Source organism: Pseudomonas sp. PICF6, assembly GCF_009831705.1.
GTDB classification, from domain to species: Bacteria; Pseudomonadota; Gammaproteobacteria; order Pseudomonadales; family Pseudomonadaceae; genus Aquipseudomonas; species Aquipseudomonas rhizophila.
The window spans coordinates 13,149-38,689 of record NZ_WUUD01000010.1; the positions used below are offsets into that span (position 1 = coordinate 13,149).

27 protein-coding genes and 1 tRNA gene are annotated in these 25,541 nt (G+C 58.6%); 24 read left to right on the forward strand and 4 right to left on the reverse strand.

Features of this window, described 5'->3' with window-relative positions; genetic code table 11:
• Positions 1–320: 320 nt before the first annotated feature.
• Both GSM73_RS03420 and GSM73_RS03425 read left to right on the forward strand, forming a co-directional pair.
• The gene (locus tag GSM73_RS03420; protein WP_160891586.1) at positions 321–2,051 is read left to right on the forward strand and encodes an ATP-dependent endonuclease; all 1,731 of its coding nucleotides are present in this window, start codon (positions 321–323) and stop codon (positions 2,049–2,051) included.
• Positions 2,044–3,441 carry a UvrD-helicase domain-containing protein gene (locus GSM73_RS03425; RefSeq protein ID WP_160891588.1) on the forward strand — a complete coding sequence of 466 codons (1,398 nt, stop codon included), beginning with the start codon at positions 2,044–2,046 and terminating at the stop codon, positions 3,439–3,441. Before GSM73_RS03420 ends, GSM73_RS03425 begins: the two co-directional genes overlap by 8 nt.
• A gap of 840 nt (positions 3,442–4,281) precedes the next feature.
• On the opposite strand, the gene GSM73_RS03430 is transcribed toward GSM73_RS03425, so the two are convergent.
• The gene (locus tag GSM73_RS03430; RefSeq protein ID WP_160891590.1) at positions 4,282–4,707 is read right to left on the reverse strand and encodes a hypothetical protein; all 426 of its coding nucleotides are present in this window, start codon (positions 4,705–4,707) and stop codon (positions 4,282–4,284) included.
• 167 nt (positions 4,708–4,874) lie between these two features.
• Between GSM73_RS03430 and GSM73_RS03435 the strand changes: the two genes are divergently transcribed.
• Positions 4,875–5,192 (forward strand): hypothetical protein, encoded by a 318-nt coding sequence (locus GSM73_RS03435; RefSeq protein ID WP_160891592.1) that lies wholly within the window; start codon positions 4,875–4,877, stop codon positions 5,190–5,192.
• 99 nt (positions 5,193–5,291) lie between these two features.
• Here the strand turns inward: GSM73_RS03435 and GSM73_RS03440 are convergent, their stop codons facing one another.
• Positions 5,292–5,621: a hypothetical protein gene (locus tag GSM73_RS03440; RefSeq protein WP_160891594.1), complete on the reverse strand. Its 330-nt coding sequence runs from the start codon at positions 5,619–5,621 to the stop codon at positions 5,292–5,294.
• Between the two features lie 390 nt (positions 5,622–6,011).
• A tRNA-Leu gene (locus GSM73_RS03445) sits at positions 6,012–6,096 on the reverse strand.
• A gap of 108 nt (positions 6,097–6,204) precedes the next feature.
• Between GSM73_RS03445 and queA the strand changes: the two genes are divergently transcribed.
• The 6 genes from queA (at position 6,205) to GSM73_RS03475 (ending at position 12,284) form a co-directional block, all read left to right on the forward strand.
• Entirely contained in the window at positions 6,205–7,254 is a 1,050-nt protein-coding gene (queA, locus tag GSM73_RS03450; protein ID WP_027913127.1) for a tRNA preQ1(34) S-adenosylmethionine ribosyltransferase-isomerase QueA, read from the forward strand.
• Between the two features lie 14 nt (positions 7,255–7,268).
• Positions 7,269–8,384 (forward strand): tRNA guanosine(34) transglycosylase Tgt, encoded by a 1,116-nt coding sequence (gene tgt / locus GSM73_RS03455; protein ID WP_160891620.1) that lies wholly within the window; start codon positions 7,269–7,271, stop codon positions 8,382–8,384.
• 43 nt (positions 8,385–8,427) lie between these two features.
• Complete coding sequence (gene yajC / locus GSM73_RS03460) at positions 8,428–8,763, forward strand: preprotein translocase subunit YajC (RefSeq protein ID WP_007956696.1); 336 nt, start codon at positions 8,428–8,430, stop codon at positions 8,761–8,763.
• A gap of 63 nt (positions 8,764–8,826) precedes the next feature.
• On the forward strand, positions 8,827–10,695 hold the full coding sequence (secD, locus tag GSM73_RS03465; RefSeq protein WP_107321535.1) for a protein translocase subunit SecD: 1,869 nt from the start codon (positions 8,827–8,829) through the stop codon (positions 10,693–10,695).
• A gap of 9 nt (positions 10,696–10,704) precedes the next feature.
• Positions 10,705–11,619 (forward strand): protein translocase subunit SecF, encoded by a 915-nt coding sequence (gene secF / locus GSM73_RS03470; protein WP_139051099.1) that lies wholly within the window; start codon positions 10,705–10,707, stop codon positions 11,617–11,619.
• A gap of 116 nt (positions 11,620–11,735) precedes the next feature.
• Positions 11,736–12,284 carry a glycine zipper 2TM domain-containing protein gene (locus GSM73_RS03475; RefSeq protein WP_047227466.1) on the forward strand — a complete coding sequence of 183 codons (549 nt, stop codon included), beginning with the start codon at positions 11,736–11,738 and terminating at the stop codon, positions 12,282–12,284.
• A gap of 310 nt (positions 12,285–12,594) precedes the next feature.
• On the opposite strand, the gene suhB is transcribed toward GSM73_RS03475, so the two are convergent.
• A complete protein-coding gene (suhB, locus tag GSM73_RS03480; RefSeq protein WP_003185165.1) occupies positions 12,595–13,413 on the reverse strand; it encodes an inositol-phosphate phosphatase in 819 nt (272 codons plus the stop codon).
• Between the two features lie 144 nt (positions 13,414–13,557).
• Between suhB and trmJ the strand changes: the two genes are divergently transcribed.
• From trmJ to ispG, 15 genes are all read left to right on the forward strand, one after another.
• Positions 13,558–14,328, forward strand: a complete 771-nt coding sequence (gene trmJ, locus GSM73_RS03485) for a tRNA (cytosine(32)/uridine(32)-2'-O)-methyltransferase TrmJ (RefSeq protein ID WP_047227467.1) — start codon at positions 13,558–13,560, stop codon at positions 14,326–14,328.
• Positions 14,329–14,330: 2 nt separating this feature from the next.
• Positions 14,331–15,107 carry a serine O-acetyltransferase gene (gene cysE, locus GSM73_RS03490; protein WP_047227468.1) on the forward strand — a complete coding sequence of 259 codons (777 nt, stop codon included), beginning with the start codon at positions 14,331–14,333 and terminating at the stop codon, positions 15,105–15,107.
• 267 nt (positions 15,108–15,374) lie between these two features.
• Positions 15,375–15,866: a Fe-S cluster assembly transcriptional regulator IscR gene (gene iscR / locus GSM73_RS03495; protein WP_047227469.1), complete on the forward strand. Its 492-nt coding sequence runs from the start codon at positions 15,375–15,377 to the stop codon at positions 15,864–15,866.
• A 50-nt stretch (positions 15,867–15,916) separates the two neighbouring features.
• Complete coding sequence (locus GSM73_RS03500; RefSeq protein WP_160891596.1) at positions 15,917–17,131, forward strand: IscS subfamily cysteine desulfurase; 1,215 nt, start codon at positions 15,917–15,919, stop codon at positions 17,129–17,131.
• Between the two features lie 43 nt (positions 17,132–17,174).
• Entirely contained in the window at positions 17,175–17,561 is a 387-nt protein-coding gene (gene iscU / locus GSM73_RS03505; RefSeq protein WP_003185157.1) for a Fe-S cluster assembly scaffold IscU, read from the forward strand.
• Positions 17,562–17,585: 24 nt separating this feature from the next.
• On the forward strand, positions 17,586–17,909 hold the full coding sequence (gene iscA, locus GSM73_RS03510; RefSeq protein WP_047227471.1) for an iron-sulfur cluster assembly protein IscA: 324 nt from the start codon (positions 17,586–17,588) through the stop codon (positions 17,907–17,909).
• Between the two features lie 8 nt (positions 17,910–17,917).
• Positions 17,918–18,439 carry a co-chaperone HscB gene (gene hscB, locus GSM73_RS03515; RefSeq protein WP_047227472.1) on the forward strand — a complete coding sequence of 174 codons (522 nt, stop codon included), beginning with the start codon at positions 17,918–17,920 and terminating at the stop codon, positions 18,437–18,439.
• Positions 18,440–18,489: 50 nt separating this feature from the next.
• Positions 18,490–20,352: a Fe-S protein assembly chaperone HscA gene (gene hscA, locus GSM73_RS03520; protein WP_047227473.1), complete on the forward strand. Its 1,863-nt coding sequence runs from the start codon at positions 18,490–18,492 to the stop codon at positions 20,350–20,352.
• A 3-nt stretch (positions 20,353–20,355) separates the two neighbouring features.
• Positions 20,356–20,697 carry an ISC system 2Fe-2S type ferredoxin gene (fdx, locus tag GSM73_RS03525; protein ID WP_046063912.1) on the forward strand — a complete coding sequence of 114 codons (342 nt, stop codon included), beginning with the start codon at positions 20,356–20,358 and terminating at the stop codon, positions 20,695–20,697.
• Positions 20,698–20,710: 13 nt separating this feature from the next.
• A complete protein-coding gene (gene iscX / locus GSM73_RS03530; RefSeq protein ID WP_047227474.1) occupies positions 20,711–20,911 on the forward strand; it encodes a Fe-S cluster assembly protein IscX in 201 nt (66 codons plus the stop codon).
• 88 nt (positions 20,912–20,999) lie between these two features.
• A complete protein-coding gene (gene ndk, locus GSM73_RS03535; protein WP_042727994.1) occupies positions 21,000–21,425 on the forward strand; it encodes a nucleoside-diphosphate kinase in 426 nt (141 codons plus the stop codon).
• A 28-nt stretch (positions 21,426–21,453) separates the two neighbouring features.
• Positions 21,454–22,602 carry a 23S rRNA (adenine(2503)-C(2))-methyltransferase RlmN gene (gene rlmN / locus GSM73_RS03540; RefSeq protein ID WP_047227475.1) on the forward strand — a complete coding sequence of 383 codons (1,149 nt, stop codon included), beginning with the start codon at positions 21,454–21,456 and terminating at the stop codon, positions 22,600–22,602.
• 12 nt (positions 22,603–22,614) lie between these two features.
• On the forward strand, positions 22,615–23,373 hold the full coding sequence (pilW, locus tag GSM73_RS03545; RefSeq protein ID WP_047227476.1) for a type IV pilus biogenesis/stability protein PilW: 759 nt from the start codon (positions 22,615–22,617) through the stop codon (positions 23,371–23,373).
• Positions 23,373–24,416, forward strand: a complete 1,044-nt coding sequence (locus tag GSM73_RS03550; RefSeq protein WP_047227477.1) for a RodZ family helix-turn-helix domain-containing protein — start codon at positions 23,373–23,375, stop codon at positions 24,414–24,416. The genes pilW and GSM73_RS03550 overlap by 1 nt, the downstream gene beginning before the upstream one ends.
• A 3-nt stretch (positions 24,417–24,419) precedes the next feature.
• Positions 24,420–25,529 (forward strand): flavodoxin-dependent (E)-4-hydroxy-3-methylbut-2-enyl-diphosphate synthase, encoded by a 1,110-nt coding sequence (gene ispG / locus GSM73_RS03555; RefSeq protein WP_003185136.1) that lies wholly within the window; start codon positions 24,420–24,422, stop codon positions 25,527–25,529.
• Positions 25,530–25,541: the final 12 nt, after the last annotated feature.

Consider the following 25,541-nt stretch of genomic DNA (forward strand, 5'->3'; position numbering starts at 1 on the left):
GGTACACGTCGACCGCTGGCATTATTCGTATATACACGAGTAGCCGCATTTACCATTGCTCCAATGGATGCCGAAAGCTGAAGCGATTGTCATTTTATCAAGAATAGGAATCTATCGATTGAACACTAAAATGGGGATTTCGACAACGTCTGCTTTTGACCGTAAGCGGCCTCTCAGCAACGACCGCTCTCGGTCACGAGCAGACGTCTGCGAAGGGCTGCTAAAGGCAGGGGAGTATCTAGTGAACGCTGTCCTCGGTAGTATCAGGGTGATATGAAGGCCTCCGGTACGTAGCCTCACTTAAAGAAAGGGATTTTCCGATGCAGATTCGCCAACTCAGAATTCGTCACTTTCGGGGTGTGGCTGCACTCGATTGGTCGCCGAAAAAGTCCTTTTGTTGCCTGATTGGCCCCGGTGACTCTGGCAAGTCAACCATTCTCGATGCTATTGAGGCGACGTTGTCTTCAAGATGGTTCACTTTCAGCGAGCCAGATTTTCATTGCTGTGATACGGCTACTAGCATTGTTATTGAGGTAACAGTCGGGGAGCTTTCACGCCAATTGAAGTCAGACGAGCGATTTGGCCTTTATGCGAGGGGATGGAGTGCCGCCGGTCAACTGCACGACGAACCTGAGGATGATGACGAGGCTGTACTAACGGTTCGGTTGACCGTAGATGCAACGTTGGAACCGGTTTGGGAGCTGGTATGCGAGCGATTAGAGCAGCCTAGGACGCTGTCCAATAGAGATCGAATGCTATTCGGGTTGATTCGCCTGTCTGGTGAGGACTCACGTCATCTTGCGTGGGGCCAAGGGTCGGTCCTGTCTCGGCTTACAGGTGACACAGCCGGAGCGGCAGCTCGCTTAGCTCAGGCGTATAGGGCTGCGAGAGACAGCGCTAATCTTGATCAGATTGAAGCTCTGACGAACGCTGCCAGCCAGGCGGAAGCATTTGCTAGAGGCCTAGGTGCCTACGTCAATGATACCTATGAGCCAGGTCTAGAGCTTGGACGATCTGGCATGTCGGCTGGCTCAATTGCGCTCCACGACAATGGAATTCCTTTGCGGCTCGCAGGCTTAGGGACGCGTAGGCTTGCAACGCTGGCTATTCAAAAATCAGCTGTTCCAGAAGGGGCCATCATTCTTATCGATGAAATCGAGCACGGCCTTGAACCTCACCGCATTATTGGTGCGATTGCACAGCTGAAAGCTGACCAGCGAGCTGCCGCTGAGGCGGGTCGTCCCCTTGGCCAGATATTGATGACAACTCACTCGGATGTCGCGCTAGGAGAGGCTTCTGCCACTAGCCTATATGTATGCCAGCTCAGTGGTCGGGCCCGCGTACTAACGGTAGTTCCTCCTGTTTCTCCTGATCCTATTCAGGCCCTCATGAGGCACACACCTCGCGCATTATTTGCTAGGAAGATTCTTGTTACTGAAGGGATGACAGAGGTCGGGCTGCTGCTCGGGATTCGCGAGTTCTGGCCTGATAGGCATGATCTAAAGCCAATTGAACAACTTGGCTCTGCCATCGCGAATGGCAATGGCGCAGAAGCCGTTTCGTTAACTGTTGCGCTGGTAGGGCTAGGCTATCGTGTCGCGTTGTTCCGTGACTCAGATGTGCCTCTCACAGCTGACGAAATGGCTGACGTTGATGTTGCTGGTGTATCGGTATTTGAGTACGGGAACTTGCTAAATACAGAACAAGCCATTTTCTATGCAGCCTCAGAGCCGCAGGTTCAGCGGCTGCTTGATCATGCTCGAGAAGAACGGGGCGTCGACCCGATCAATGACAGCATTTTTCCTGCAATCGGTGATATGAATCGAGCATCAGTCGCGCAGGATTTTGCAGCCTGGGAATTGGTGCATACAGCTCTCGATGGCCAGCAGCTTCGAGAGCGCCTAGCAGAAGTGGCTGGTCGTAAAAAGTGGTTTAAAGACGCTCGTATCAGCAGAGATATCGCTCCAATTGTTTGGTCTATTGCTGAAGGCAACCGAGCTTCACCGCTTGCGATTGCACTTGCCCGGGTAGAGGACTGGTTGTATGCCTGAGCCTCAAGGACTGGTGGCGCTTGGTAACGCAGCAGTTGTTGCACCTGCTGGTCATGGCAAAACCGAGATCATTACCAGCATTGCCGCGCTTGGGCGGCGCGCTCTTATTTTGACTCATACCCATGCTGGGGTTCATGCCATACGCGCTCGACTGAAGCGCCATGGGGTGTCTCTTCGCTCGGTAGCTGTCGATACCATAGCTGGATGGTGTATGCGCTATGCGCACTCATTCCCGGGCATAGCCCGTCCACCTGGGGGTATGCCAAGGAATGGAGCAGAGTGGGATCAACTGTATCGAGGTGTGATCCAAGCACTGCATGTGACGGCAATTCGCGACGTTATATTCGCATCCTATGACCGCATTCTTATTGATGAATACCAGGATTGCGGGCAACTCCAGCATCAACTTTCCGTGGCCTTATCTAGCTGCGTTCCCACAACCATTTTTGGCGACCCGATGCAGGGGATTTTCGAGTTCGCAGGCGCAAATCTGCAATGGGCAGGGGAGATTCATCAGGACTTCCCCCTTGCAGGGACACTAGACATTCCTTACCGCTGGGCGGGAAGGAATCCGGCTCTAGGTGAGTGGATTGCTGAGGTGCGTGAGCAACTAATGCGCGGCGACCAAATTGATCTTGCGGACCCCCGCATAAGCTATCGCGAGTCAGGTGATGCTTTTGACATGGGAACTCTTTTCGATGGAATTGATGGTCGGGAGGGTAGCTTTGCAGCAATTCACTGCAATAAAACGATTTGCTATCGGTTAGCCAGTGCAGCCAATGGGGGCTACCAGGCAATCGAAGAGGTTGCAGCAAACCGACTTGGTCAACTTGCTGGAGAGTGGGATCGCGCAGCCGATGGCGAGCAGCGAAAGCAGTCCCTTCAAAGCTTGTTGAATGACTGCTTTCATAAGCGTCGCCTTGCGGATGGCGAGGTGGATGGGCCTGAGACTCTTGCCACAATGACCGCAATTCGAGAGCTGACCCTTTCCCTTGGAGAGGGGAATGGCGCTGAGCAAGCCCTGCAAATATTGAATCTTTGCAGGCGGCACCTCCGATGGAAGCTTTACCGTTCAGAGCTTTGGAGGGACGCGGAGCGAGCCTTTGGAGAACTAGCGTCATTACGTGTCGAATCAATGGCTGAGGCTGCTGATAACACTAGGCAGCGCGCTAGTCTTGTTGGGCGACGTATGCCAACAAGGACGGTTTCAACCCCTCTGCTGCTCAAGGGCTTAGAGTTTGATCATGTGGTTGTTCCTGATGCCTCTCATTTTCTTCGTGAGAGGAGTGCTCAGGCGAAGCTCTTCTACGTTGCTATTTCCCGTGCAACCCATTCTCTGACTATATCCTCGCCAGACCGGTTCATCAGATTCCCAGTGCCCGTGATATGAGTTGTATGCGCTGGTACGGGTCCATCTGACGACAGGTATTTAGTGCTTAGTCGACAGGTCCGTCGTTCTCGAATATTTCGCACCTTTTGTACGCCGTTTAGACAAAGGCACAACCGAGCACAGACTAAAGCAGTTACATCGATGAACGACTGCTATTGGCCGATTTCTGCCTGTCACGATGGGGGGAATCGACTCAAAGCTGACGTTGCTGACATTCAAAAATCCACCTAAGGATGGTGCGAAAACGGTTGTCGAATGCGCGAGAAACGCATGGAAACAACTAATTCCTGGGCATCATTGAGCATTTCCTTTCTGAAGAGTCTTTTTGCTGGTTATGCCTACAGTGTGTTGAGATTTCTGCGGTTGTTGAGGCGATTATTCAAAATCTGACGCAGAAATAGAGAAAAGACGGACATCCCTGTAGTTTTTTCAGCTAGAGGAAATCTGCGAGTCTGATAACCCGTGTAGGGGGCGGCCCCTAGGGAGGACCCATGATTCCAGGCTTCGCAAGCTGGCCTGAAGTCGCTTACAAGGTCAGAGCGGATGATCATGGATCACGAGCGAGCGAAAAAAGACGCGCAACTCCGTGGTGGTGGCGCGTACTCCTCCGCTGAAGGCCATCGCTTGGCATGGGGCACGGGGGCTTTCAGATAGCTACAAATATGGTGTTCCGCGTGTTCCATGTGTTCCACCTACGCTGGAAGCACCGGTTTACAAGGGTTTCGCTGGTGGAACACCGAAAATGAAAAACTGGAACACAAGCTAAGTGGTACACGTTTGGTGTTCCGCCTAGGGGCTCCGGTTTTGGAATGTCACTGCTTCAGCGGTGATATGCACAGGTCACGCTACTAGCAATTCCTCGATAGAAATTGCCTGTGCCATTTCAAGGATTTTGCGATGGGTGATGTGTTTGGGACCCATGGGGGCCTGCAAAGGGACGTTGAGATCCTCCAGGATGCTATAGCGACGCCCGAGCGCTTTCTCTGTCGCGGTGAACTGCGCGGCGACTTTGGCAAAGTCTTGCGCCGCCTTGTCCAAGCGTTCTGCCCAGAGTAGGCGTGCAGCGTTCAGCTGATCCTGACGATAATCCGCTAGCCGCTGCTTCGCGTCAGAGATCGCAACATCCAATTTCTCGATCTCGGTCGTTAACGTAGCCAGAAGCGTATTGAGTCCACGTTTACCTTGAGCGGCTTGTGTCATTGCTTCCGATGCTTGCTTGAGAGCCTTTTCGGCACGCTCTTCGGCTGCGTCGTCACCGTCGGCCAAAGCTGCTGCGTATGCGTCGGCAGCACGTTGTTCAGCGGTTTGAGCTTTTTCGATTTCGCCGCGTTGCTCCCGTTGTGCTTTCTTAAGCTTGGAGGAGATTTTCGGGAAGAGAGACGAGTTTATTTTTCTTCAGGACGGAATACTGAGTACGGAAAAAGGGGGTGTACATGACGATAGATGGTTTACAACGGTTGTCGGCGTCTCAGAGCGAACTGGTTCTTCCCTACCCGCATGCGATGAACGCTTTGGAGCTTCTTGAGGCCGCAGGGGTATCGTTGCTGGGATGGGAAGGTTGGCTACGCTACCCGGACGGCAGGTTAGGACATTCGCTCTTGCATCAAGGCGCCGACACTTCGGGGCTCGATCCGTCAGAGGCATACCGGATGGCCAGAAATACCATTTGTCTTTCGCAAAAGGAACACGAATCCCAGGCCTCAATGGCCGGTGTTCACTTGCTGTTCTGTATTACCGTAAAAGCTGAGTGATCGCCGCAGAGTATCTAGCCGCTGAACAGTTGAGAATTCCCCTGTCTTGGATGAAGCAGGGGTGTCAGTTCCTGACGAAGCCCGTCCGTCAAACGCTATTCACTGAATATCTTTCAGATAACCCGTCAGCGCGATGAGTGGGGTATCAAGCTGTTCCATCGTCTCCACTGTGCTGAACTCTGACGCCAACCGATGCAGCTCACGGCCAAGAACTGTATTAGCGCCCCCAACCGACTCCAGCGCCAAATCCAGGCACCGCTCCACCTTCACCTGAATTCCTCGAACATCCCCCTTACGCACCAACAGCCCAAAAATCTCCCGATCACACCCGCCCATCAACGGATCATCCCGCAAAATCGGGCTGTGGCCCTCCGTCTCATAAGCCAGCTTGAGCGAGTATAGAGCGACCGTTTCCAGCAGCAATTCCATGTGGTGAAATCCTTAGTGACTGGGTGGGGAGGGTGGGGTGGAGCTGGGTTGATGGGTTATGCCTTTGCAGTGGCAGATCGGAGCATCGGTGGGGGCGGTGATATTTTTGTGAGCGCTTTGCGCTCAAGCGGGAGCAAGCTCCCTCGCCACGGGTTTTTCCTTGCCCCCCGGTTCTTCCTTACCACTGGCTCTTCCTCACCATGAGGTTGGGTATTCTGGGGCCGCTTTGCGGCCCAGCGGGGATAAATCCCCTCGCCACAAAGGGGAGCGGTGATTTATCCCCCCACCACAAAAACGGGTGGGGATTGGTTGGGATCTGCGTTAGCCGCGAAAAACCACTTTCCTACAGACGAAAAAAAAGACCTTGAATTTCAAGGTCTTTCTTTAAGATGGTGCCCCGAGGGAGACTCGAACTCCCACTCCTTTCGAAAACGGATTTTGAATCCGCCGCGTCTACCAATTCCGCCATCAGGGCTCAATGGCGGCGAAGTATAGAGAGGTGCCTACCGTTGGTCAATCACGTTTCATGGTGAATTTTTGATAATTCCGCTAGACTTTCCGGCCCTGCTAGACGAACCCCATCATGCGTGTTGCTGACTTTACCTTCGAACTCCCTGATTCGCTGATCGCTCGCCACCCTCTGGCCGAGCGTCGCGCCAGTCGACTGTTGACCCTGGACGGGGTCAGCGGTGCCATGGCTCACCGTCAATTCACTGATTTGCTTGAGCATTTGCGCCCGGGCGATTTGATGGTGTTCAACAATACCCGGGTGATTCCGGCGCGTTTGTTTGGCCAGAAGGCCTCCGGCGGCAAGCTGGAGATTCTGGTGGAGCGGGTGCTGGACAGTCATCGGGTGCTGGCCCATGTGCGGTCGAGCAAGTCGCCCAAGCCGGGTTCGTCGATTTTGATCGACGGCGGCGGCGAGGCGGTGATGGTGGCGCGGCATGACGCGTTGTTCGAGCTGGCGTTTGCCGAAGAGGTGTTGCCGCTGCTCGACCGTGTCGGCCACATGCCGTTGCCTCCTTATATAGATCGCCCGGACGAAGGTTCGGACCGCGAGCGTTATCAGACTGTGTACGCCGAGCGCTTGGGGGCGGTGGCGGCGCCGACGGCGGGGCTACATTTTGATCAGCCGTTGCTGGAGGCGATTGCCGCCAAAGGCGTGGAGACGGCGTTTGTGACGTTGCACGTCGGCGCCGGCACGTTCCAGCCGGTGCGGGTCGAGCGTATCGAAGACCACCACATGCATAACGAATGGCTCGAAGTGAGCCAGGAAGTGGTCGATGCCGTGGCGGCCTGTCGCGCGCGCGGTGGGAGGGTGGTGGCGGTGGGGACCACCAGTGTGCGGTCGCTGGAAAGCGCTGCGCGTGATGGCGTGCTCAAGCCGTTCAGTGGCGACACTGACATCTTTATCTACCCGGGCCGGCCGTTTCATGTGGTTGATGCCCTGGTCACCAATTTTCATTTGCCCGAATCCACGCTGTTGATGCTGGTTTCGGCGTTCGCCGGTTATCCCGAAGCCATGGCCGCCTACAAAGCCGCCGTCGAGCATGGATACCGCTTTTTCAGCTACGGTGATGCGATGTTCATCACCCGTAACCCCGCGCCACGCGGACCCGAGGAAACAGTATGAGTCGCACCTGTCGCATGTCCTTCGAGTTGCTTGCTACCGATGGCAAGGCTCGTCGCGGTCGTCTGACCTTCCCCCGCGGTACGGTGGAAACCCCCGCGTTCATGCCGGTGGGCACGTACGGCACGGTCAAGGGCATGCTGCCACGGGACATCGTGGCCACGGGTGCGGAGATCATCCTCGGCAACACTTTCCACCTGTGGCTGCGCCCGGGCATGGAGGTGATCAAGGCCCACGGTGACTTGCACGATTTCATGCAGTGGAAAGGTCCGATTCTGACCGACTCCGGCGGTTTCCAAGTGTTCAGCCTGGGCGCGATGCGCAAGATCAAGGAGGAGGGCGTGACCTTCGCTTCTCCGGTGGATGGCGCCAAGGTGTTCATGGGGCCGGAAGAGTCGATGCAGGTCCAGCGTGACCTGGGCTCGGACATCGTGATGATCTTCGACGAATGCACGCCGTACCCGGCCGATGAAGACGTGGCGCGGGTGTCCATGGAACTGTCGTTGCGCTGGGCCCAGCGCTCCAAGAACGCCCATGGCGAGAACACGGCGGCGCTGTTCGGCATCGTCCAGGGCGGCATGCACCAGGATTTGCGCATGCGCTCGCTCGAAGGCCTCGACAAGATCGGCTTCGACGGCCTGGCCATTGGCGGTCTGTCGGTGGGCGAACCCAAGCACGAAATGATCAAGGTGCTCGATTACCTGCCGGGCCAGATGCCGGCTGACAAACCTCGTTACCTTATGGGCGTTGGCAAACCGGAAGATCTGGTTGAGGGTGTGCGCCGCGGTGTGGACATGTTCGATTGCGTGATGCCAACCCGTAATGCCCGCAATGGGCATCTGTTCATTGATACAGGCGTGCTGAAGATCCGTAACGCGTTCCATCGCCATGATGAATCGCCGCTGGATCCGACCTGCGATTGCTACACCTGCCAGAACTTCTCCCGTGCTTATCTGCACCATTTGGACAAGTGCGGCGAAATGCTGGGTAGCATGTTGAATACCATCCACAATTTGCGCCATTACCAGGTGCTTATGGCTGGTTTGCGCGAGGCTATTCAACAGGGTACATTGGCCGCCTTTGTCGATGCCTTCTATGCCAAGCGCGGGTTGCCTGTTCCGCCCTTGGACTGAGTTTTCCGATCCTAAGATTCAATACTTGCAACTGGAGTGCTAAATGAGCTTTTTTATCTCTAATGCCATGGCTGATGCCGCTGCCCCTGCAGCAGCGCCAATGGGTGGCGGTTTCGAGTGGATTTTCCTGGTTGGCTTTCTGGTCATCTTCTACCTGATGATCTGGCGTCCACAGGCCAAGCGTGCCAAAGAGCAGAAGAACCTGCTCAGCAGCCTGCAAAAGGGCGATGAAGTGGTCACCACCGGCGGTATCGCTGGCAAGATCACCAAAGTGGCCGATGACTTCGTGGTACTGGAAGTGTCCGACACCGTTGAAATGAAATTCCAGAAGGGCGCCATCGCGGCCACGCTGCCAAAAGGCACGCTGAAAGCGATCTAAGTAACAACTTCTATTCAATCGACGGGGCGCGCAAGGCGCCCCGCGTCATAAGCGGGCGGCGTGATGCTGAACAAATACCCTCTGTGGAAATATTTACTGATCCTGGCGGTGCTGGCGGTCGGTCTGATTTATTCCGCTCCCAATCTTTATCCTGATGACCCGGCTATTCAGGTCAGTGGCGCAAGCACTGCCTTGCAGGTCACTCAGGCCGATCTGGACCGTGCGAGCACAGCGCTCAAGGCGTCCGGTATCGACGTGAAGGCCGCGACCATTGCCGAAGGCGGCAAGGGCGGTTTGTTGCGTCTGCTCAAGGCTGAAGACCAGCTGCCGGCCAAGGACGTGGTGCGCAAGGCCCTCGGTGACGACTATGTCGTGGCCCTGAACCTGGCCCAGACCACCCCGCAATGGCTGCGCAACCTCGGCGCGCATCCGATGAAGCTGGGTCTGGACTTGTCCGGTGGTGTGCACTTCCTGCTGGAAGTGGACATGGACAAGGCGCTGGATGCACGCTTGAAAGTCTACGAAGGTGACGTCAAGAGCCTGTTGCGTAAAGAGCGTCTGCGCTATCGCAGCCTGCCGCAGCTCGACGGTGCCATTCAGCTGGGTTTCACTGACGAAGATGTACGCGAGAAGGCCCGTGCGCTGATCCGCAAGAACTTCAACGATTTCGACATTGTGCCAGCCGACCTCAATGGTCAGCCGGTGCTGCGTCTGGCGATGACCCCGGCCAAGCTGGCGGAAATCCGCGAATACTCCATCAAGCAGAACTTGACCACGGTGCGTAACCGGGTCAACGAGCTGGGTGTGGCCGAGCCGATCGTGCAGCGCCAGGGCGCCAACCGCATCGTGGTTGAGCTGCCGGGCGTGCAGGACACTGCCGAAGCCAAGCGTATCCTCGGCAAGACCGCCAACCTGGAATTCCGTCTCGCGGCCGAACCGGGTGCTTCCCGCGCTACCACCGAGAGCTTCGAGTTCCGTGAAGGCGGTCGTCCGGCGGCGCAGATCGAGCGCGGCCTGATCATCACTGGTGACCAGGTGACCGACGCCCAGGCGGGCTTCGACGAGCAGGGTCGCCCACAGGTGAACATTCGCCTGGACGGCCACGGCGGCGAACTGATGAGCCGCGCCACGCGCAGCAACGTCGGTCGCAGCATGGCGGTGATCTTCATCGAGCAGAAGCCGACCACCACTTACACCAAGCAAGTGGTCAACGGCGTCGAGAAAGACGTACCGGTCCAGACGTTCAAGGAAGAGAAAAAGATCATCAGCCTGGCGACCATCCAGTCGCCGCTGGGCAGCCAGTTCCGCATCACCGGTCTCAATGGCCAGGGTGAATCCTCGGAACTGGCCCTGCTGCTGCGTGCCGGTGGTCTGGCTGCGCCGATGTACTTCGCTGAAGAGCGCACCATTGGCCCGAGCCTGGGTGCCGACAACATTGCCAAGGGTGTCGATGCGTCGCTGTGGGGCATGCTGTTTGTCTCGCTGTTCATCATCGCCATCTACCGCTTCTTCGGCCTGATCGCCACGGTTGCGCTGGCGGTGAACATGGTGCTGCTGCTGGCGCTGATGTCGCTGCTGGGGGCTACGCTGACCCTGCCGGGTATTGCCGGTATCGTGTTGACCATGGGTATGGCGGTGGACGCCAACGTGCTGATCTTCTCGCGTATTCGTGAAGAGATCGCCGCGGGCATGTCGGTCCAGCGGGCAATCAACGAAGGCTTCGGCCGGGCATTTACTGCGATTATCGATGCCAACCTGACCACCTTGCTGGTGGGCGGGATTCTCTTCGCCATGGGCACCGGCCCGGTGAAGGGCTTCGCAGTGACCATGTCCCTCGGGATCTTTACCTCGATGTTCACAGCCATTCTGGTGACCCGTGCAATGGTCAACCTGATTTATGGTGGCCGTGACTTCAAGAAGTTGTGGATTTAAGGGGCTGCCATGTTACGTACAATCAACTTCATGGGCGTTCGCAACGTTGCGTTCGGCGTCACTGTATTGCTGACCTTGCTGGCGTTGTTCAGCTGGTTCAGCAAGGGCCTGAACTACGGCCTGGATTTCACCGGCGGTACGCTGATCGAGCTGACCTACGAGCGTCCGGCCGATGTCACCAAGGTGCGCGAGCAACTGATGACCTCGGGCTACACCGACGCTGTGGTGCAGAGCTTTGGCGCGACCACCGACCTGCTGGTGCGGATGCCGGGTGAAGACCCGCAACTGGGCCAGCAAGTGGCCGAGGCCTTGCAGAAGGCCGGCGGCGACAACCCGGCGCAGGTCAAGCGTGTCGAGTATGTCGGCCCGCAAGTGGGTGAAGAGCTGCGCGACCAGGGCGGCCTCGGCATGCTGATGGCGCTGGGCGGGATCCTGCTGTACCTGGCTTTCCGCTTTCAGTGGAAGTTCGCGGTGGGCGCGATTGTCTCGCTGATCCACGACGTGATCGTGACCGTGGGCATCCTGTCGTTCTTCCAGGTCACCTTCGATTTGACGGTGTTGGCGGCGGTGCTGGCGATCATCGGTTACTCGCTCAACGACACCATCGTCGTGTTCGACCGGGTGCGTGAAAACTTCCGTGTGCTGCGCAAGGCGACGCTGATCGAGAACATCAACATCTCGACCACCCAGACCCTGCTGCGGACCATGGCGACGTCGATCTCCACGTTGCTGGCGATCGGTGCACTGCTGATTTTCGGTGGCGACAACCTGTTCGGCTTCTCCATTGCGCTGTTCATTGGTGTATTGGCGGGTACTTACTCGTCGATCTACATCGCCAACGTGGTGCTGATCTGGCTGAACCTGAGCACCGAGGATCTGATTCCTCCGGTGGCCACAGATACGGAAGTGGACGACCGACCGTAAGGTTTGGTCTCCGCCCGTCACGGCCTGAAAGGCGCGAGTTGAACTCGCGCCTTTTTTTGTGCTCCAAGGCTGGGAGAAGCGCGGATAAATCCGCATGTGATGGTCAGGAGGTTCAAGTGAACAAATCGATGCTGGTTGGTGCGGTATTGGGTGCTGTCGGTGTGACTGCCGGTGGTGCGGTAGCCACCTACAGCTTGGTCAAAAGCGGCCCTGAGTATGCGCAAGTATTGGCCGTGGACCCGGTTAAAACACAAATCAAGACCCCCCGTGAGGTGTGCAAGGACGTCACCGTGACCCGGCAGAAGCCGGTCCAGGATCAACACCAGATCGCCGGTACCGTATTGGGCGCCGTGGCCGGTGGCCTGTTGGGTAACCAGATCGGCGGCGGCACCGGCAAGAAAATCGCCACCGTGGCGGGTGCGGCCGGCGGCGGTTATGCCGGTAACAAGATTCAGGAAGGCATGCAGGAGCGCGACACCTACACCACCACCCAAACTCGCTGCAACACGGTCAACGACATCAGCGATAAGGTTGTAGGTTATGACGTTCGCTACATGCTCGATGGCAAGGAAGGCAAAGTCCGCATGGACCGCGACCCGGGCAACCAGATCCCGGTGAACAAGGAAGGCCAACTGATCCTGGGGCAGAACGAACCGGCTCAGTGATCCAGCGGTTATGAAGAAGCACCCTTCGGGGTGCTTTTTTTACGCCCGCATTCTATGGCCCACCCCAAATTCCCTGTGGGAGCGAGCCTGCTCGCGATAGCGGTGGTTCAGCTTGCATCCATGTTGAATGTTGATCGTTCCCACGCTCTGCGTGGGAATGCCGCCAGGGACGCTCCGCGTTCCGCTTCTAGAGGTGACGCAGAGCGTCACCGGATGCATTCCCACGCAGAGCGTGGGAACGATCAGTGAGTGGTGTGAGGCAGGCATAAAAAAAGCACCCCGAAGGGTGCTTTTTCTGTAGCCGAGCTGCTTAGCGCTTCAACGAAGCCGGCAGGTGCGGCTGGATGGCGGTGAGTACGGCCTTGAAGCATTTGGTGTTGCCGGCAACGATGTGGCCTTTTTCAAGGAAGTCGTGGCCGCCGGTGAAGTCGCTCACCAAACCACCGGCTTCCTGGATCAGCAGGGCGCCTGCTGCCATGTCCCATTCGGACAGGCCCGACTCCCAGAATGCATCGAAACGGCCGGCGGCGACATATGCCAGGTCCAGGCTCGCGGCGCCAGCGCGGCGGATGCCGGCGGTCTGGCCGACCAGGGCGCGGAACATGCCCAGGTAGTTGTCCAGGTTGTCCATCTGGTCGTCGCGGAACGGGAAGCCGGTACCCAGCAGGGCGCCGTCCAGGCTGGTGCGACCGCTGACGCGCAGGCGACGACCGTTCAACTGGGCGCCACGGCCACGGCTGGCGGTGAATTCTTCCTGGCGAACCGGGTCCAGCACGACGGCGTGTTCCAGGCGACCACGGTATTTGCAGGCGATGCTGACAGCGAAATGAGGGATGCCGCGCAGGAAGTTGGTGGTGCCGTCCAGCGGATCGATGATCCACAGGTACTCTTCACCTTCGATGCCAGTGCCGGCGTGCATGCCGGTCTCTTCACCCAGGATCGAGTGGTTCGGGTAAGCCTTGCGCAGTGCGTCGACGATTTTCTGTTCGGCGGCGCGATCAACCTCGGACACGTAGTCCTTGGCGTCTTTTTCATCGACCTTGATGGTATCCAGGCGCTCGATGGAGCGGAAGATCAGTTCACTGGCGCTGCGGGCGGCGCGCAGCGCGATATTCAGCATGGGCTGCATGGATGTGTCACCTAAGGTTGTTAAAGAAAGCCGCGCATTCTATCAGAAAGTTTTCCCAGGAGAAGGTTGGTGTTCGCTTTCATAGCTTAACGGTAGGTGCTTAGGTAAGATTTGCTCCCTTTATCGTGTTCGAGAGCGCCTCCCTTGTTGCAGAACATTCGTGTCGTCCTGGTCAATACCAGCCATCCGGGAAATATCGGCGGGGCTGCGCGGGCCATGAAGAACATGGGCCTGTCGCGGCTGGTGCTGGTCGAGCCACGCTCGTTTCCCCATCACGAAGCCGATGCCCGGGCTTCCGGTGCCGGTGACATCCTGGCAGCCGCCCAAGTGGTCGCCACCCTGGAAGACGCCTTGGTGGGCTGCAACCTGGTGCTCGGCACCAGCGCCCGTGACCGCCGTATCCCCTGGCCGCTGCTCGACCCCCGCGAATGCGGAACCAAAGTGGTCGAGGAAGCCGGGCAGGGCGCTGAGATCGCCCTCGTGTTTGGCCGTGAAGATTCCGGCCTGACCAACGAAGAGCTGCAGCGATGTCACTTTCACGTGCATATCCCTTCCGACCCACAGTTCAGTTCCCTGAACCTCGGGGCGGCGGTGCAGGTGTTGAGTTATGAAGTGCGCATGGCCTGGCTGGCAGCCGAAGGCAAGCCCAGCAAGGTGGAAAAATTCGAGGCCACGTCGCCGCGCAGTGAGACACTGGCGACCATGGACGAGCTGGAGCGGCTCTATGAGCACCTGGAACAGACCCTGGTGGACATCGAGTTTCTTGACCCGGACAAGCCCCGGCACTTGATGGCGCGCCTGCGTCGGTTGTACGGACGAAGCTCGGTCAGCCGGGCGGAGATGAATATATTGCGCGGCATCCTCACGGAAACCCAGAAAGCGGCCCGTGGCGAGCTGATTAAGCGGAAGGAATAAAGATGTTCGATCGTTTGCGTGAAGATATCCAAAGCGTTTTCCATCGTGACCCGGCGGCGCGCAATGCCTTTGAAGTGCTGACCTGCTACCCGGGCATGCACGCCATCTGGATCCATCGCCTGTCGAGTGCCTTGTGGGGCATGGGCTGGAAGTGGTTGGCTCGAGTTGTCTCCAACTTCGGACGCTGGCTGACCGGAATCGAGATCCACCCGGGCGCCAAGGTCGGTCGCCGGTTCTTCATCGACCACGGCATGGGCATTGTCATTGGTGAAACCGCCGAGATCGGCGATGACGTGACGCTCTACCAGGGCGTGACCCTCGGCGGCACCAGCTGGAACAAAGGCAAGCGCCACCCGACGCTGGAAGACGGCGTGGTGGTCGGTGCCGGTGCCAAGGTGCTCGGGCCGTTCACAGTGGGTGCGGGGGCGAAAGTCGGCTCCAATGCGGTGGTGACCAAGGCTGTGCCGGCCGGAGCAACCGTGGTGGGCATTCCGGGGCGGATCATCGTCAAGACCGATGACGAACAGGACGCCCGCCGCAAGGCCATGGCCGAGAAGATCGGCTTCGATGCCTACGGTGTTGGCGAAGACATGCCCGACCCGGTCGCCCGTGCCATCAATCAACTGCTCGATCACCTGCAGGCCGTCGATGGGCGCCTGGAGGGCATGTGCGGCGCCCTGAAGGACCTGGGCAGTAATTACTGCGCCAAGGACCTGCCTGAACTGCGCGAGGAAGATTTTGCGTGTGTGAAGGATAAGGATCAGAGTCAGGCGGGCTGAAATCCTGTAGGCCCCTTCGCGAGCAGGCTCGCTCCCACATTGGATCTGTGGTGTACACAAATCGTGCAGCCACCCAAGACCTCCTGTGGGAGCGAGCCTGCTCGCGATGAACGTTAACGCGGTATCACTGGTCGCCACTGGCCAGCCTTTGCTATGATGCGCGCGCTCTTTTGCGGGTAAACCTGAGTAAAGCACTAGGTCTTATACTTGACTTAAATACTCGGGAATTGCATACTCGCCCCATTCCGAACTCCGTGGTAATTGTCCATGCGACTGACTACAAAAGGCCGATACGCCGTGACCGCGATGCTGGATTTGGCATTGCATGCGCAGCACGGGCCGGTGTCCCTGGCCGATATCTCCGAGCGCCAGGGCATTTCCCTGTCTTACCTTGAACAGCTGTTCGCCAAGCTGCGCCGCAGTAACCTGGTTTCCAGTGTGCGCGGCCCCGGCGGTGGTTATCAGCTGTCACGCGACATGCAGGGCATCCAGGTTGCCCAGGTGATCGACGCGGTGAACGAATCGGTCGATGCGACCAAATGCCAGGGCCTTGGCGACTGCCATGGCGGCGATACTTGCCTGACCCACCACTTGTGGTGCGACCTGAGCCTGCAGATCCACGAATTTCTTAGCGGTATCAGCTTGGCTGACCTTGTAACTCGTCGTGAGGTGCAGGAAGTAGCCCAGCGTCAGGACCAGCGTCGTTGCAATGGCAAGACGCCGCACCTGGACAAGATTGAAGCGTCCGCCGTCGAATGACCGCCGCAGAGCAAGCGGAACGCCAGCCAGCCTGATTTAGGAGAAAGTCCATGAAATTGCCGATTTACCTTGATTACTCTGCGACCACCCCGGTTGATCCGCGTGTCGCGCAAAAGATGAGTGAATGCCTGCTGGTCGACGGAAACTTCGGTAACCCGGCGTCCCGCTCCCACGTGTTCGGCTGGAAAGCCGAAGAGTCGGTCGAAAACGCCCGCCGCCAGGTCGCTGACCTGGTCAATGCCGACCCGCGTGAAATCGTCTGGACCTCTGGTGCTACTGAGTCCGACAACCTGGCAATCAAGGGTGTCGCGCACTTCTATCACACCAAGGGCAAGCACCTGATCACCTCCAAGATCGAGCACAAGGCTGTCCTGGACACCATGCGCCAACTGGAGCGTGAAGGCTTCGAAGTCACCTACATCGAGCCAGGTGAAGACGGCATCATCACCCCGGCCATGGTGGAAGCCGCACTGCGCGACGACACCATCCTGGTTTCGATCATGCATGTGAACAACGAAATCGGCACCGTCAACGACATCGAGGCCATCGGCGAGCTGACCCGCTCCAAGGGCGTCCTGTTCCACGTCGACGGCGCGCAGTCCACCGGCAAGGTCAACATCGACCTGTCGAAGCTCAAAGTCGACCTGATGTCGTTCTCTGCCCACAAGACCTACGGCCCTAAAGGCATCGGCGCGCTGTACGTGAGCCGCAAGCCGCGTGTTCGCCTCGAAGCGACCATGCACGGCGGCGGTCACGAGCGTGGCATGCGTTCCGGCACCCTGGCGACCCACCAGATCGTCGGCATGGGCGAAGCCTTCCGTGTGGCCAAGGAAGACATGGCGGCCGAGAACGTACGCATCAAGGCCCTGAGCGACCGCTTCTTCAAGCAGGTCGAGCACCTCGAGGAGCTTTACGTCAACGGCAGCATGATCGCCCGCGTACCGCACAACCTGAACCTGAGCTTCAACTACGTTGAAGGCGAGTCGCTGATCATGGCGCTCAAGGATCTGGCCGTGTCGTCCGGTTCGGCATGCACCTCGGCGTCCCTCGAGCCTTCGTACGTATTGCGCGCCCTGGGCCGCAACGACGAACTGGCCCACAGCTCGATCCGCTTCACCTTCGGCCGCTTCACCACCGAAGAAGAAATCGATTACGCCGCGCAGAAAGTCTGCGAGGCCGTTACCAAGCTGCGTGCTCTTTCGCCGCTGTGGGACATGTACAAAGACGGCGTCGACATCTCGAAAATCGAGTGGGCGGCGCACTGAAGAAGTCGCCACCAGAGCGGCTCACTGATGAGGATTGAAGCAAATGGCATATAGCGAAAAGGTCATCGACCACTACGAAAACCCGCGCAACGTCGGCAAGATGGACGCGCAGGATCCTGATGTTGGCACCGGCATGGTCGGCGCCCCAGCGTGCGGCGACGTCATGCGTCTGCAGATCAAGGTCAACGAGCAAGGCATCATCGAAGACGCCAAGTTCAAGACCTACGGCTGCGGTTCGGCCATTGCGTCCAGCTCCCTGGCCACCGAGTGGATGAAGGGCAAGACCCTTGATGAGGCTGAAACCATCAAGAACACTCAGCTGGCCGAAGAACTGGCCCTGCCGCCAGTGAAGATCCACTGCTCGGTACTCGCCGAGGACGCCATCAAGGCTGCCGTTCGCGATTACAAGCAGAAGAAAGGCTTGATCTGATCCGCGCACAGGTAAGGAGTTTTCATGGCTATCCAGATGACAGAAGCGGCAGCTAAGCATGTGCAGCGCTCTCTTGAGGGGCGCGGCAAGGGCGAGGGTATCCGCCTGGGTGTTCGCACCACGGGCTGCTCTGGTCTTGCCTACGTGCTCGAATTCGTCGACGAAGTGGGCGAAGACGATCAGGTGTTCGAGAGTCATGGTCAGAAAGTGATCATCGACCCGAAAAGCCTGACGTACCTGGACGGCACTGAGCTGGATTTCGTCAAGGAAGGGTTGAACGAAGGCTTCAAGTTCAACAACCCCAACGTGCGCGGTGAATGTGGCTGCGGCGAAAGCTTCAACATCTGAGGCGGCTTGTGGGTACTCCTTGTCATTTTGCTTTGTTCCAGTTGCAGCCGGGCTTTTCCCTGGATCTCGAGCAGTTGTCCGCTCGTTATCTGGAACTGGCCCGCGGTGTCCATCCCGACCGCTTCGCTGATGCCTCGGAGGCAGAGCAGCGGCGCGCGCTGGAACAGTCGGCGAACCTCAACGACGCTTACCAGACGCTCAAGAACCCGGCCAAGCGCGCGCGTTATCTGCTGGCCATCAGTGGTCATGAGTTGCCTCTGGAAGTCACCGTGCATGATCCCGAGTTTCTGTTGCAGCAGATGCAGTGGCGCGAAGAACTCGAAGATCTGCAGGACAGCGCCGATCTGGCCGGTGTCGCGGTGTTCAAGCGCCGCTTGAAGGACGCCCAGCACACCTTGAATGAAAGCTTCGCAGCCTGTTGGGACGATGCCGCGCAACGCGAACAGGCCGAACGCCTGATGCGGCGCATGCAGTTCCTCGACAAGCTCACCTACGAAGTGCGCCAGCTCGAAGAGCGCCTCGACGATTAACCCAGTGCCGCTCCGGTCGCACGCCTGATTACAGATAAGTCCTGATTACGATGGCCCTACTGCAGATCGCCGAACCCGGCCAAAGTCCACAACCGCACCAGCGTCGCCTGGCTGTGGGAATTGACTTGGGTACTACCAATTCCCTGGTCGCTGCGTTGCGCAGCGGTCTTTCCGAACCGCTGGCCGATGAGCAGGGGCAAGTGATCCTGCCGTCCGCCGTGCGCTATCACGCCGATCATGTGGAAGTGGGCGAGTCAGCCAAGCTGGCCGCCGCGACCGATCCGTTCAATACCATTGTGTCGGTCAAGCGCCTGATGGGGCGTGGTCTGTCCGACGTCAAGCAATTGGGTGATCAGCTGCCGTACCGTTTCGTCGACGGCGAATCCCACATGCCGTTCATTGAAACGGTGCAGGGCCCGAAAAGCCCGGTGGAAGTTTCCGCTGACATTCTCAAGGTGCTGCGCCAGCGCGCCGAAGCGGCATTGGGCGGCGAATTGGTCGGTGCGGTCATCACTGTCCCGGCCTATTTCGACGACGCCCAGCGTCAAGCCACCAAGGACGCGGCCAAGCTGGCCGGTCTGAACGTGCTGCGCCTGCTCAACGAGCCGACCGCCGCTGCGGTGGCCTACGGTCTGGACCAGCACGCCGAAGGCCTGGTCGCGATCTATGACTTGGGCGGCGGCACCTTTGATATCTCCATTCTGCGCCTGACCGGCGGTGTATTCGAAGTCCTGGCCACCGGCGGCGACAGCGCCCTGGGCGGCGATGACTTCGATCACGCCATCGCCGGCTGGATCATCGAGCAAGCGGGCCTGTCCGCCGACCTTGATCCGGGCGCGCAACGTCACCTGCTGCAAACGGCCTGCGCCGCCAAGGAAGCCCTGACCGACGCTGCAAGTGTCGAAGTGGCGTACGGCGACTGGAAGGCTGCACTGAGCCGTGAGGCCTTTGATGCGCTGATCGAGCCCATGGTTGCTCGCAGCCTCAAGGCTTGCCGCCGCGCCGTGCGTGATTCCGGCGTGGAGCTCGAAGACGTCAAGGCCGTGGTCATGGTCGGTGGTTCGACCCGTGTGCCTCGGGTTCGCGAAGCCGTTGCCGAGGCCTTTGGCCGCCAGCCGCTGACTGAAATCGACCCGGACCAGGTGGTTGCCATCGGCGCCGCGATCCAGGCCGATACCTTGGCTGGCAACAAGCGCGACGGCGGCGAGCTGCTGTTGCTCGACGTGATTCCATTGTCCCTGGGGCTGGAAACCATGGGCGGCCTGATGGAGAAGGTGATTCCGCGCAACACCACCATCCCCGTTGCTCGCGCCCAGGACTTCACCACTTACAAAGACGGCCAGTCGGCCATGATGATTCATGTGCTGCAAGGCGAGCGTGAACTGATCAGCGACTGCCGTTCCCTGGCCCGCTTCGAATTGCGCGGCATCCCGGCGATGGTGGCCGGTGCGGCGAAGATCCGCGTGACCTTCCAGGTCGACGCCGACGGTTTGCTCAATGTTTCCGCCCGCGAGTTGGGTTCGGGCGTCGAGGCGAGCATCCAGGTCAAGCCGTCCTACGGTCTGACCGACGGCGAAATCGCCAAAATGCTCAAGGATTCGTTCCAGCATGCCAGCGACGACAAGGTCGCCCGGGTATTGCGCGAGCAGCAGGTCGACGGCCAGCGTCTGGTCGAAGCCGTGCAGGCCGCTCTTGAGGCCGATGGTGACCGTCTGCTGGACGCCGAGGAACGCATGGTGATCGAGCTGCAAATGCAGGAATTGTCTGAATTGATCAAAGGCACCGATGGTTATGCCATCGAGCAGCAGACCAAGCGTCTGTCGCAAGTCACCGATGCCTTTGCTGCCCGCCGCCTGGACTCGACGGTCAAAGCCGCCCTGGCGGGGCGCAACCTGAATGAAATTGAGGAATAACTGATGCCGCAGGTGATTTTTCTGCCCCACGAGAAGTTCTGTCCCGAGGGCATGGTCGTGGAGTGTGAGCCCGGAATTTCCATTCTCGAGCTGGCGCATGAGCACCATATCGAGATGGAAAGTGCCTGTGGCGGCGTCTGTGCGTGCACGACTTGCCATTGCATTATTCGTGAGGGTTTCGATTCGCTGGAAGAAGCGGATGAGTTGGAGGAAGATTTCCTCGATAAGGCCTGGGGCCTGGAAGCCCAATCGCGTCTGGGCTGCCAAGCCATTGTCGGCACCGAAGACCTGACCGTCGAAATTCCGAAATATTCGCTTAACCATGCGGCCGAAGCGCCGCACTGATGGTGACACTGTCATGAGCTATGGTTGGAATGATGTACAACGCATCGCAGAAGAACTGGCCGAAGCCAAGCCGGACGTGAATCCGCTGACTGTGAATTTTGTCGATCTGCAGCGCTGGATCATGGAGCTTCCCGATTTCGACAATACCTCTGGCCGTTGTGGCGAGAAGGTGTTGGAGGCCGTCCAACAGCTCTGGATCGAAGAAATCGACTGATCCACCTGGCAGGTTAGGCAATACCCCTGAACCCGCGTATAATTCGCGGGTTTAATTTTTCGCAAATTACCGTTTCTGGAGTTACACCATGGCTGTTCAACGTACTTTCTCCATCATCAAGCCTGACGCCGTTGCTAAAAACGTGATCGGCAAGATCGTTACCCGCTTCGAAGACGCTGGCCTGCGCGTTGTAGCTTCGAAAATGAAGCAACTGTCCAAAGCCGAAGCTGAAGGCTTCTACGCTGAGCACAGCGAGCGCGGCTTCTTCGGTGAGCTGGTTGCCTTCATGACTTCCGGTCCGGTTGTCGTTCAGGTGCTGGAAGGCGAAAACGCCATTGCTCGCAACCGTGAGCTGATGGGCGCCACCAACCCTAAAGAAGCTGCTGCCGGCACCATCCGTGCTGACTTCGCTGAGTCGATCGACGCCAACGCCGTTCACGGTTCGGACTCCGAAGCCGCTGCTGCTCGCGAAATCGCTTACTTTTTCTCCGCTACTGAAGTAACCACTCGCTAAGCCCAGGCTTTTGAGTGAAGGTGAATCCATGACTACATCGAACGGCAAAACCAACCTGTTGGGCCTGACCCAGCCGGAAATGGAGAAATTCTTCGACTCGATCGGGGAGAAGCGTTTCCGTGCCGGCCAGGTGATGAAATGGATTCACCACTTTGGCGTCGACGACTTCGACGCCATGACGAATGTCAGCAAGGCCCTGCGCGAAAAGCTCAAGGCCGTTGCTGAAATTCGCGGTCCGGAAGTGGTCAGCGAGGACATCTCCAGCGACGGCACCCGTAAGTGGGTGGTGCGCGTGGCGTCCGGCAGCTGCGTCGAGACCGTCTACATTCCCCAGGGCAAACGCGGCACCTTGTGCGTTTCGTCCCAGGCAGGCTGTGCCCTGGATTGCAGTTTCTGCTCCACCGGCAAGCAAGGCTTCAATAGCAACCTCACCGCCGCCGAAGTGATCGGCCAGGTGTGGATTGCCAACAAATCCTTTGGCAGCGTCCCGGCGACCGTCGACCGTGCCATCACCAACGTGGTGATGATGGGCATGGGTGAGCCGCTGCTGAACTTCGACAACGTCATCGCTGCCATGCACCTGATGATGGATGATCTGGGTTATGGCATCTCCAAGCGCCGAGTGACCCTGTCCACCTCCGGCGTGGTGCCGATGATCGATGAGCTGGCCAAGCACATCGACGTCTCCCTGGCGTTGTCGCTGCACGCACCCAATGACGCATTGCGTAACCAATTGGTGCCGATCAACAAGAAATATCCGCTTAAGATGCTGCTGGAATCGTGTCAGCGCTACATGTCGTCCCTGGGCGAAAAACGCGTGCTGACCATCGAGTACACGCTGCTCAAGGACGTGAACGACAAGGTTGAACACGCGGTCGAGATGATCGAGCTGCTCAAGAACATCCCTTGCAAGATCAACCTGATCCCGTTCAACCCGTTCCCGCATTCCGGTTACGAGCGTCCGAGCAACAACGCGATTCGTCGCTTCCAGGACCAGCTTCATCACGCGGGCTTCAACGTCACCGTGCGTACCACCCGCGGCGAAGACATCGATGCCGCGTGTGGCCAATTGGTAGGACAGGTGCTGGATCGCACCCGTCGCAGTGAACGCTACATTGCCGTGCGTGAGTTGAACGCCGCCGACGATGTTGCGCAAAACGCTGCGAACAGTCACTAAGAGAGGAACTCTATGTCCCTGCGCTTCGCGCTGCTGTTGCTGTTGGCCGGTCTTTGCACCGGCTGTGTTCTGTCGGGTGACTACAACCCCATGAAAACCAGCAAGGGGCGCGACGAGGCGCGTGAAGCCTATGTGCAATTGGGCATAGGCTATCTGCAACAGGGCATGACCGAGCGGGCCAAGGTGCCGCTCAAGAAAGCCCTGGAGCTGGACGATTCAGATGCTGATGCCAACGCGGCCCTGGCGTTGGTATTCCAGGCCGAGATGGAACCTGAACTGGCCGACGCGCATTTTCGCAAGGCGCTCTCCGCCGTGCCGCAGGATGCGCGGATCCTGAACAACTACGGCAGCTTCCTTTTCGAGCAGAAGCGTTACAAAGAGGCCTACGAGCGCTTCGAGCAGGCGACCGCCGATACCCTTTACCCCGAGCGTTCGCGGGTGTTTGAAAACCTGGGCATGACGGCCTCGAAACTCGGCCAGCGTGATCTGGCTCGCCAGCAGCTTGAAAAAGCGCTGCGGCTCAACCGCCAGCAGCCACGGGCATTGCTGGAAATGGCTGAGTTGTCTTACGAAGACAGGCATTATGTGCCCGCGCGCGATTATTACGAACGTTTTAGCCTGCTGAGCGAGCAAAATGCACGTAGTCTATTGCTCGGTGTTCGGCTGGCCCATGTGTTCGAAGATCGTGACAAGGCCGCCAGTTTTGGCCTGCAACTAAAAAGACTCTATCCCGGTACGCCGGAATATCAGCAATACCTGTCGGAGCAATGATGAAAGCGGCGCATCCTGAAGTTGTAGCAGCGACTCGCGTAAATCCCGGTGAGACCCTGCGCCAAGCTCGCGAAAGCAATGGTTGGTCGCTGGCAGAGGTGGCCCTCAAGCTCAATCTCACCGTGGCTTCCCTGGGCAACCTGGAAGCCGGCGCGTTCGATAAATTGCCTGGGCATACTTTCGCTCGGGGCTACATCCGTGCCTACGCCAAATTGCTCGGCATGGACCAGACCGAACTGGTCCAGCAATTCGATCAATACACCGGTTCCGACGCCCAGGGCAGCAGCGTGCACAGCCTGGGCCGCATCGAAGAGCCGGTTCGCGTTTCCCACACCATTTTGCGAATCGTCAGTTTGTTGCTGTTGATCGCGGTGATTGGTGGCGGTTTCCTCTGGTGGCAGGACCAGGCCGCCTTGCGCGCCAAGGATCCCATCGCCATGAACCCTGAGCATGTCGAGGTCGAAGGCGCCGACGGCACCACCCGCATACATCCGCTGGATGAGCCGGAAGATCAGGCTGTGGTGGAAGGCCAGAGCGCAGGGGAGACCAACCTGGTGTTGCCTCAGGGGCAGGATGGCGCAGATCCGGCCGTCGGTGCTGAACCGAGTGTGCCGGCCGCTCCGGCAGACGCGCCTGCTGCACCCGCCACGCCAGCCCCGACCGCCAATGCGCCGGCTACTCAAGCGCCAGCTGTACCGAGCACACCAGCCCCTGTCGTCGAGACTCCGGCTGCGCCAGCCGCAGCGCCAGCAACTCCGACAGCCTCCACCACTGCGGTAGCGCCCGTCGCTCCCGCAGCCGGTCAAGGCCAGGTACAGATTCAATTTACCGCCGACTGCTGGACGCAGATCACCGATGGCACCGGCAAGGTGCTGTTCAGTGGCCTCAAGCGCAAGGGCGACAGCACTTCCGTCAACGGCACGCCGCCGTTTGCCGTGCGCCTGGGTTATGCCCGTGGCGCGCAGGTCAGCTACAACGGCCAACCGGTCGACGTGGCTCCGTTCACCAGTGGCGAGACCGCTCGCCTGAAGTTGGGTCAATAAGTCATGCACGGCGAATCTCCAATCAAACGTCGCGAATCGCGAAAGATCTGGGTCGGCAACGTTCCTGTTGGCGGCGATGCGCCCATCGCTGTGCAAAGCATGACCAACAGCGACACCAACGACGTGGCCGCCACCGTTGCGCAGATCAACCGACTGGAAGCCGCCGGTGTCGACATCGTGCGGGTTTCCGTGCCGGACATGGACGCCGCCGAGGCGTTCGGCAAAATCAAGCAGTTGGTCAAAGTGCCGCTGGTGGCCGACATTCACTTCGACTACCGCATCGCCCTGCGCGTGGCCGAGCTGGGTGTGGACTGCCTGCGCATCAACCCGGGCAACATCGGTCGCGAAGACCGCGTGCGTGCGGTGGTGGATGCCGCCCGCGACCGTGGTATTCCGATCCGCATCGGCGTCAACGCCGGTTCCCTGGAAAAAGACCTGCAAAAGAAATACGGCGAACCGACCCCGGCTGCACTGGTGGAGTCGGCCCTGCGCCATGTCGAGCACCTGGAGCGCCTGAACTTCCAGGACTTCAAGGTCAGCGTGAAGGCTTCCGACGTGTTCATGGCCGTCGAAGCCTATCGCTTGCTGGCCAAGGAAATCGTCCAGCCGCTGCACCTGGGCATCACCGAGGCCGGTGGGTTGCGTTCGGGCACGGTGAAATCCGCCGTCGGCCTCGGTATGCTGCTCGCCGAAGGAATTGGCGATACCATCCGCATCTCGTTGGCGGCCGATCCGGTGGAGGAAGTGAAAGTCGGCTACGACATTCTCAAGTCCCTGCACCTGCGTTCGCGTGGCATCAACTTCATCGCCTGCCCAAGCTGCTCGCGGCAGAACTTCGATGTGGTCAAGACCATGAACGAGCTGGAAGGGCGCCTGGAAGACCTGCTGGTGCCGCTGGATGTCGCGGTGATTGGTTGCGTGGTCAACGGGCCGGGTGAAGCCAAGGAGGCCCATATCGGCCTCACCGGCGGTACACCGAACCTGATTTACATCGACGGCAAGCCGTCGCAGAAACTGACGAATGACAATCTGGTGGATGAACTGGAACGGCTGATCCGCCAGAAAGCGGCCGAAAAGGTCGAAGCCGACGCTGCTGTAATCGCGCGTGGTTGAGTCGAACGAATT

Coding starts and splice junctions, on each gene's coding strand:
- GSM73_RS03420 (WP_160891586.1), top strand. CDS start 321: ATGCAGATTCGCCAACTCAGAATTCGTCACTTTCGGGGTGTGGCTGCA.
- GSM73_RS03425 (WP_160891588.1), top strand. CDS start 2,044: ATGCCTGAGCCTCAAGGACTGGTGGCGCTTGGTAACGCAGCAGTTGTT.
- GSM73_RS03435 (WP_160891592.1), top strand. CDS start 4,875: ATGACGATAGATGGTTTACAACGGTTGTCGGCGTCTCAGAGCGAACTG.
- GSM73_RS03440 (WP_160891594.1), bottom strand. CDS start 5,621: ATGGAATTGCTGCTGGAAACGGTCGCTCTATACTCGCTCAAGCTGGCT.
- queA (WP_027913127.1), top strand. CDS start 6,205: ATGCGTGTTGCTGACTTTACCTTCGAACTCCCTGATTCGCTGATCGCT.
- tgt (WP_160891620.1), top strand. CDS start 7,269: ATGTCCTTCGAGTTGCTTGCTACCGATGGCAAGGCTCGTCGCGGTCGT.
- yajC (WP_007956696.1), top strand. CDS start 8,428: ATGAGCTTTTTTATCTCTAATGCCATGGCTGATGCCGCTGCCCCTGCA.
- secD (WP_107321535.1), top strand. CDS start 8,827: ATGCTGAACAAATACCCTCTGTGGAAATATTTACTGATCCTGGCGGTG.
- secF (WP_139051099.1), top strand. CDS start 10,705: ATGTTACGTACAATCAACTTCATGGGCGTTCGCAACGTTGCGTTCGGC.
- suhB (WP_003185165.1), bottom strand. CDS start 13,413: ATGCAGCCCATGCTGAATATCGCGCTGCGCGCCGCCCGCAGCGCCAGT.
- cysE (WP_047227468.1), top strand. CDS start 14,331: ATGTTCGATCGTTTGCGTGAAGATATCCAAAGCGTTTTCCATCGTGAC.
- iscR (WP_047227469.1), top strand. CDS start 15,375: ATGCGACTGACTACAAAAGGCCGATACGCCGTGACCGCGATGCTGGAT.
- GSM73_RS03500 (WP_160891596.1), top strand. CDS start 15,917: ATGAAATTGCCGATTTACCTTGATTACTCTGCGACCACCCCGGTTGAT.
- iscU (WP_003185157.1), top strand. CDS start 17,175: ATGGCATATAGCGAAAAGGTCATCGACCACTACGAAAACCCGCGCAAC.
- iscA (WP_047227471.1), top strand. CDS start 17,586: ATGGCTATCCAGATGACAGAAGCGGCAGCTAAGCATGTGCAGCGCTCT.
- hscA (WP_047227473.1), top strand. CDS start 18,490: ATGGCCCTACTGCAGATCGCCGAACCCGGCCAAAGTCCACAACCGCAC.
- fdx (WP_046063912.1), top strand. CDS start 20,356: ATGCCGCAGGTGATTTTTCTGCCCCACGAGAAGTTCTGTCCCGAGGGC.
- iscX (WP_047227474.1), top strand. CDS start 20,711: ATGAGCTATGGTTGGAATGATGTACAACGCATCGCAGAAGAACTGGCC.
- ndk (WP_042727994.1), top strand. CDS start 21,000: ATGGCTGTTCAACGTACTTTCTCCATCATCAAGCCTGACGCCGTTGCT.
- rlmN (WP_047227475.1), top strand. CDS start 21,454: ATGACTACATCGAACGGCAAAACCAACCTGTTGGGCCTGACCCAGCCG.
- pilW (WP_047227476.1), top strand. CDS start 22,615: ATGTCCCTGCGCTTCGCGCTGCTGTTGCTGTTGGCCGGTCTTTGCACC.
- GSM73_RS03550 (WP_047227477.1), top strand. CDS start 23,373: ATGAAAGCGGCGCATCCTGAAGTTGTAGCAGCGACTCGCGTAAATCCC.
- ispG (WP_003185136.1), top strand. CDS start 24,420: ATGCACGGCGAATCTCCAATCAAACGTCGCGAATCGCGAAAGATCTGG.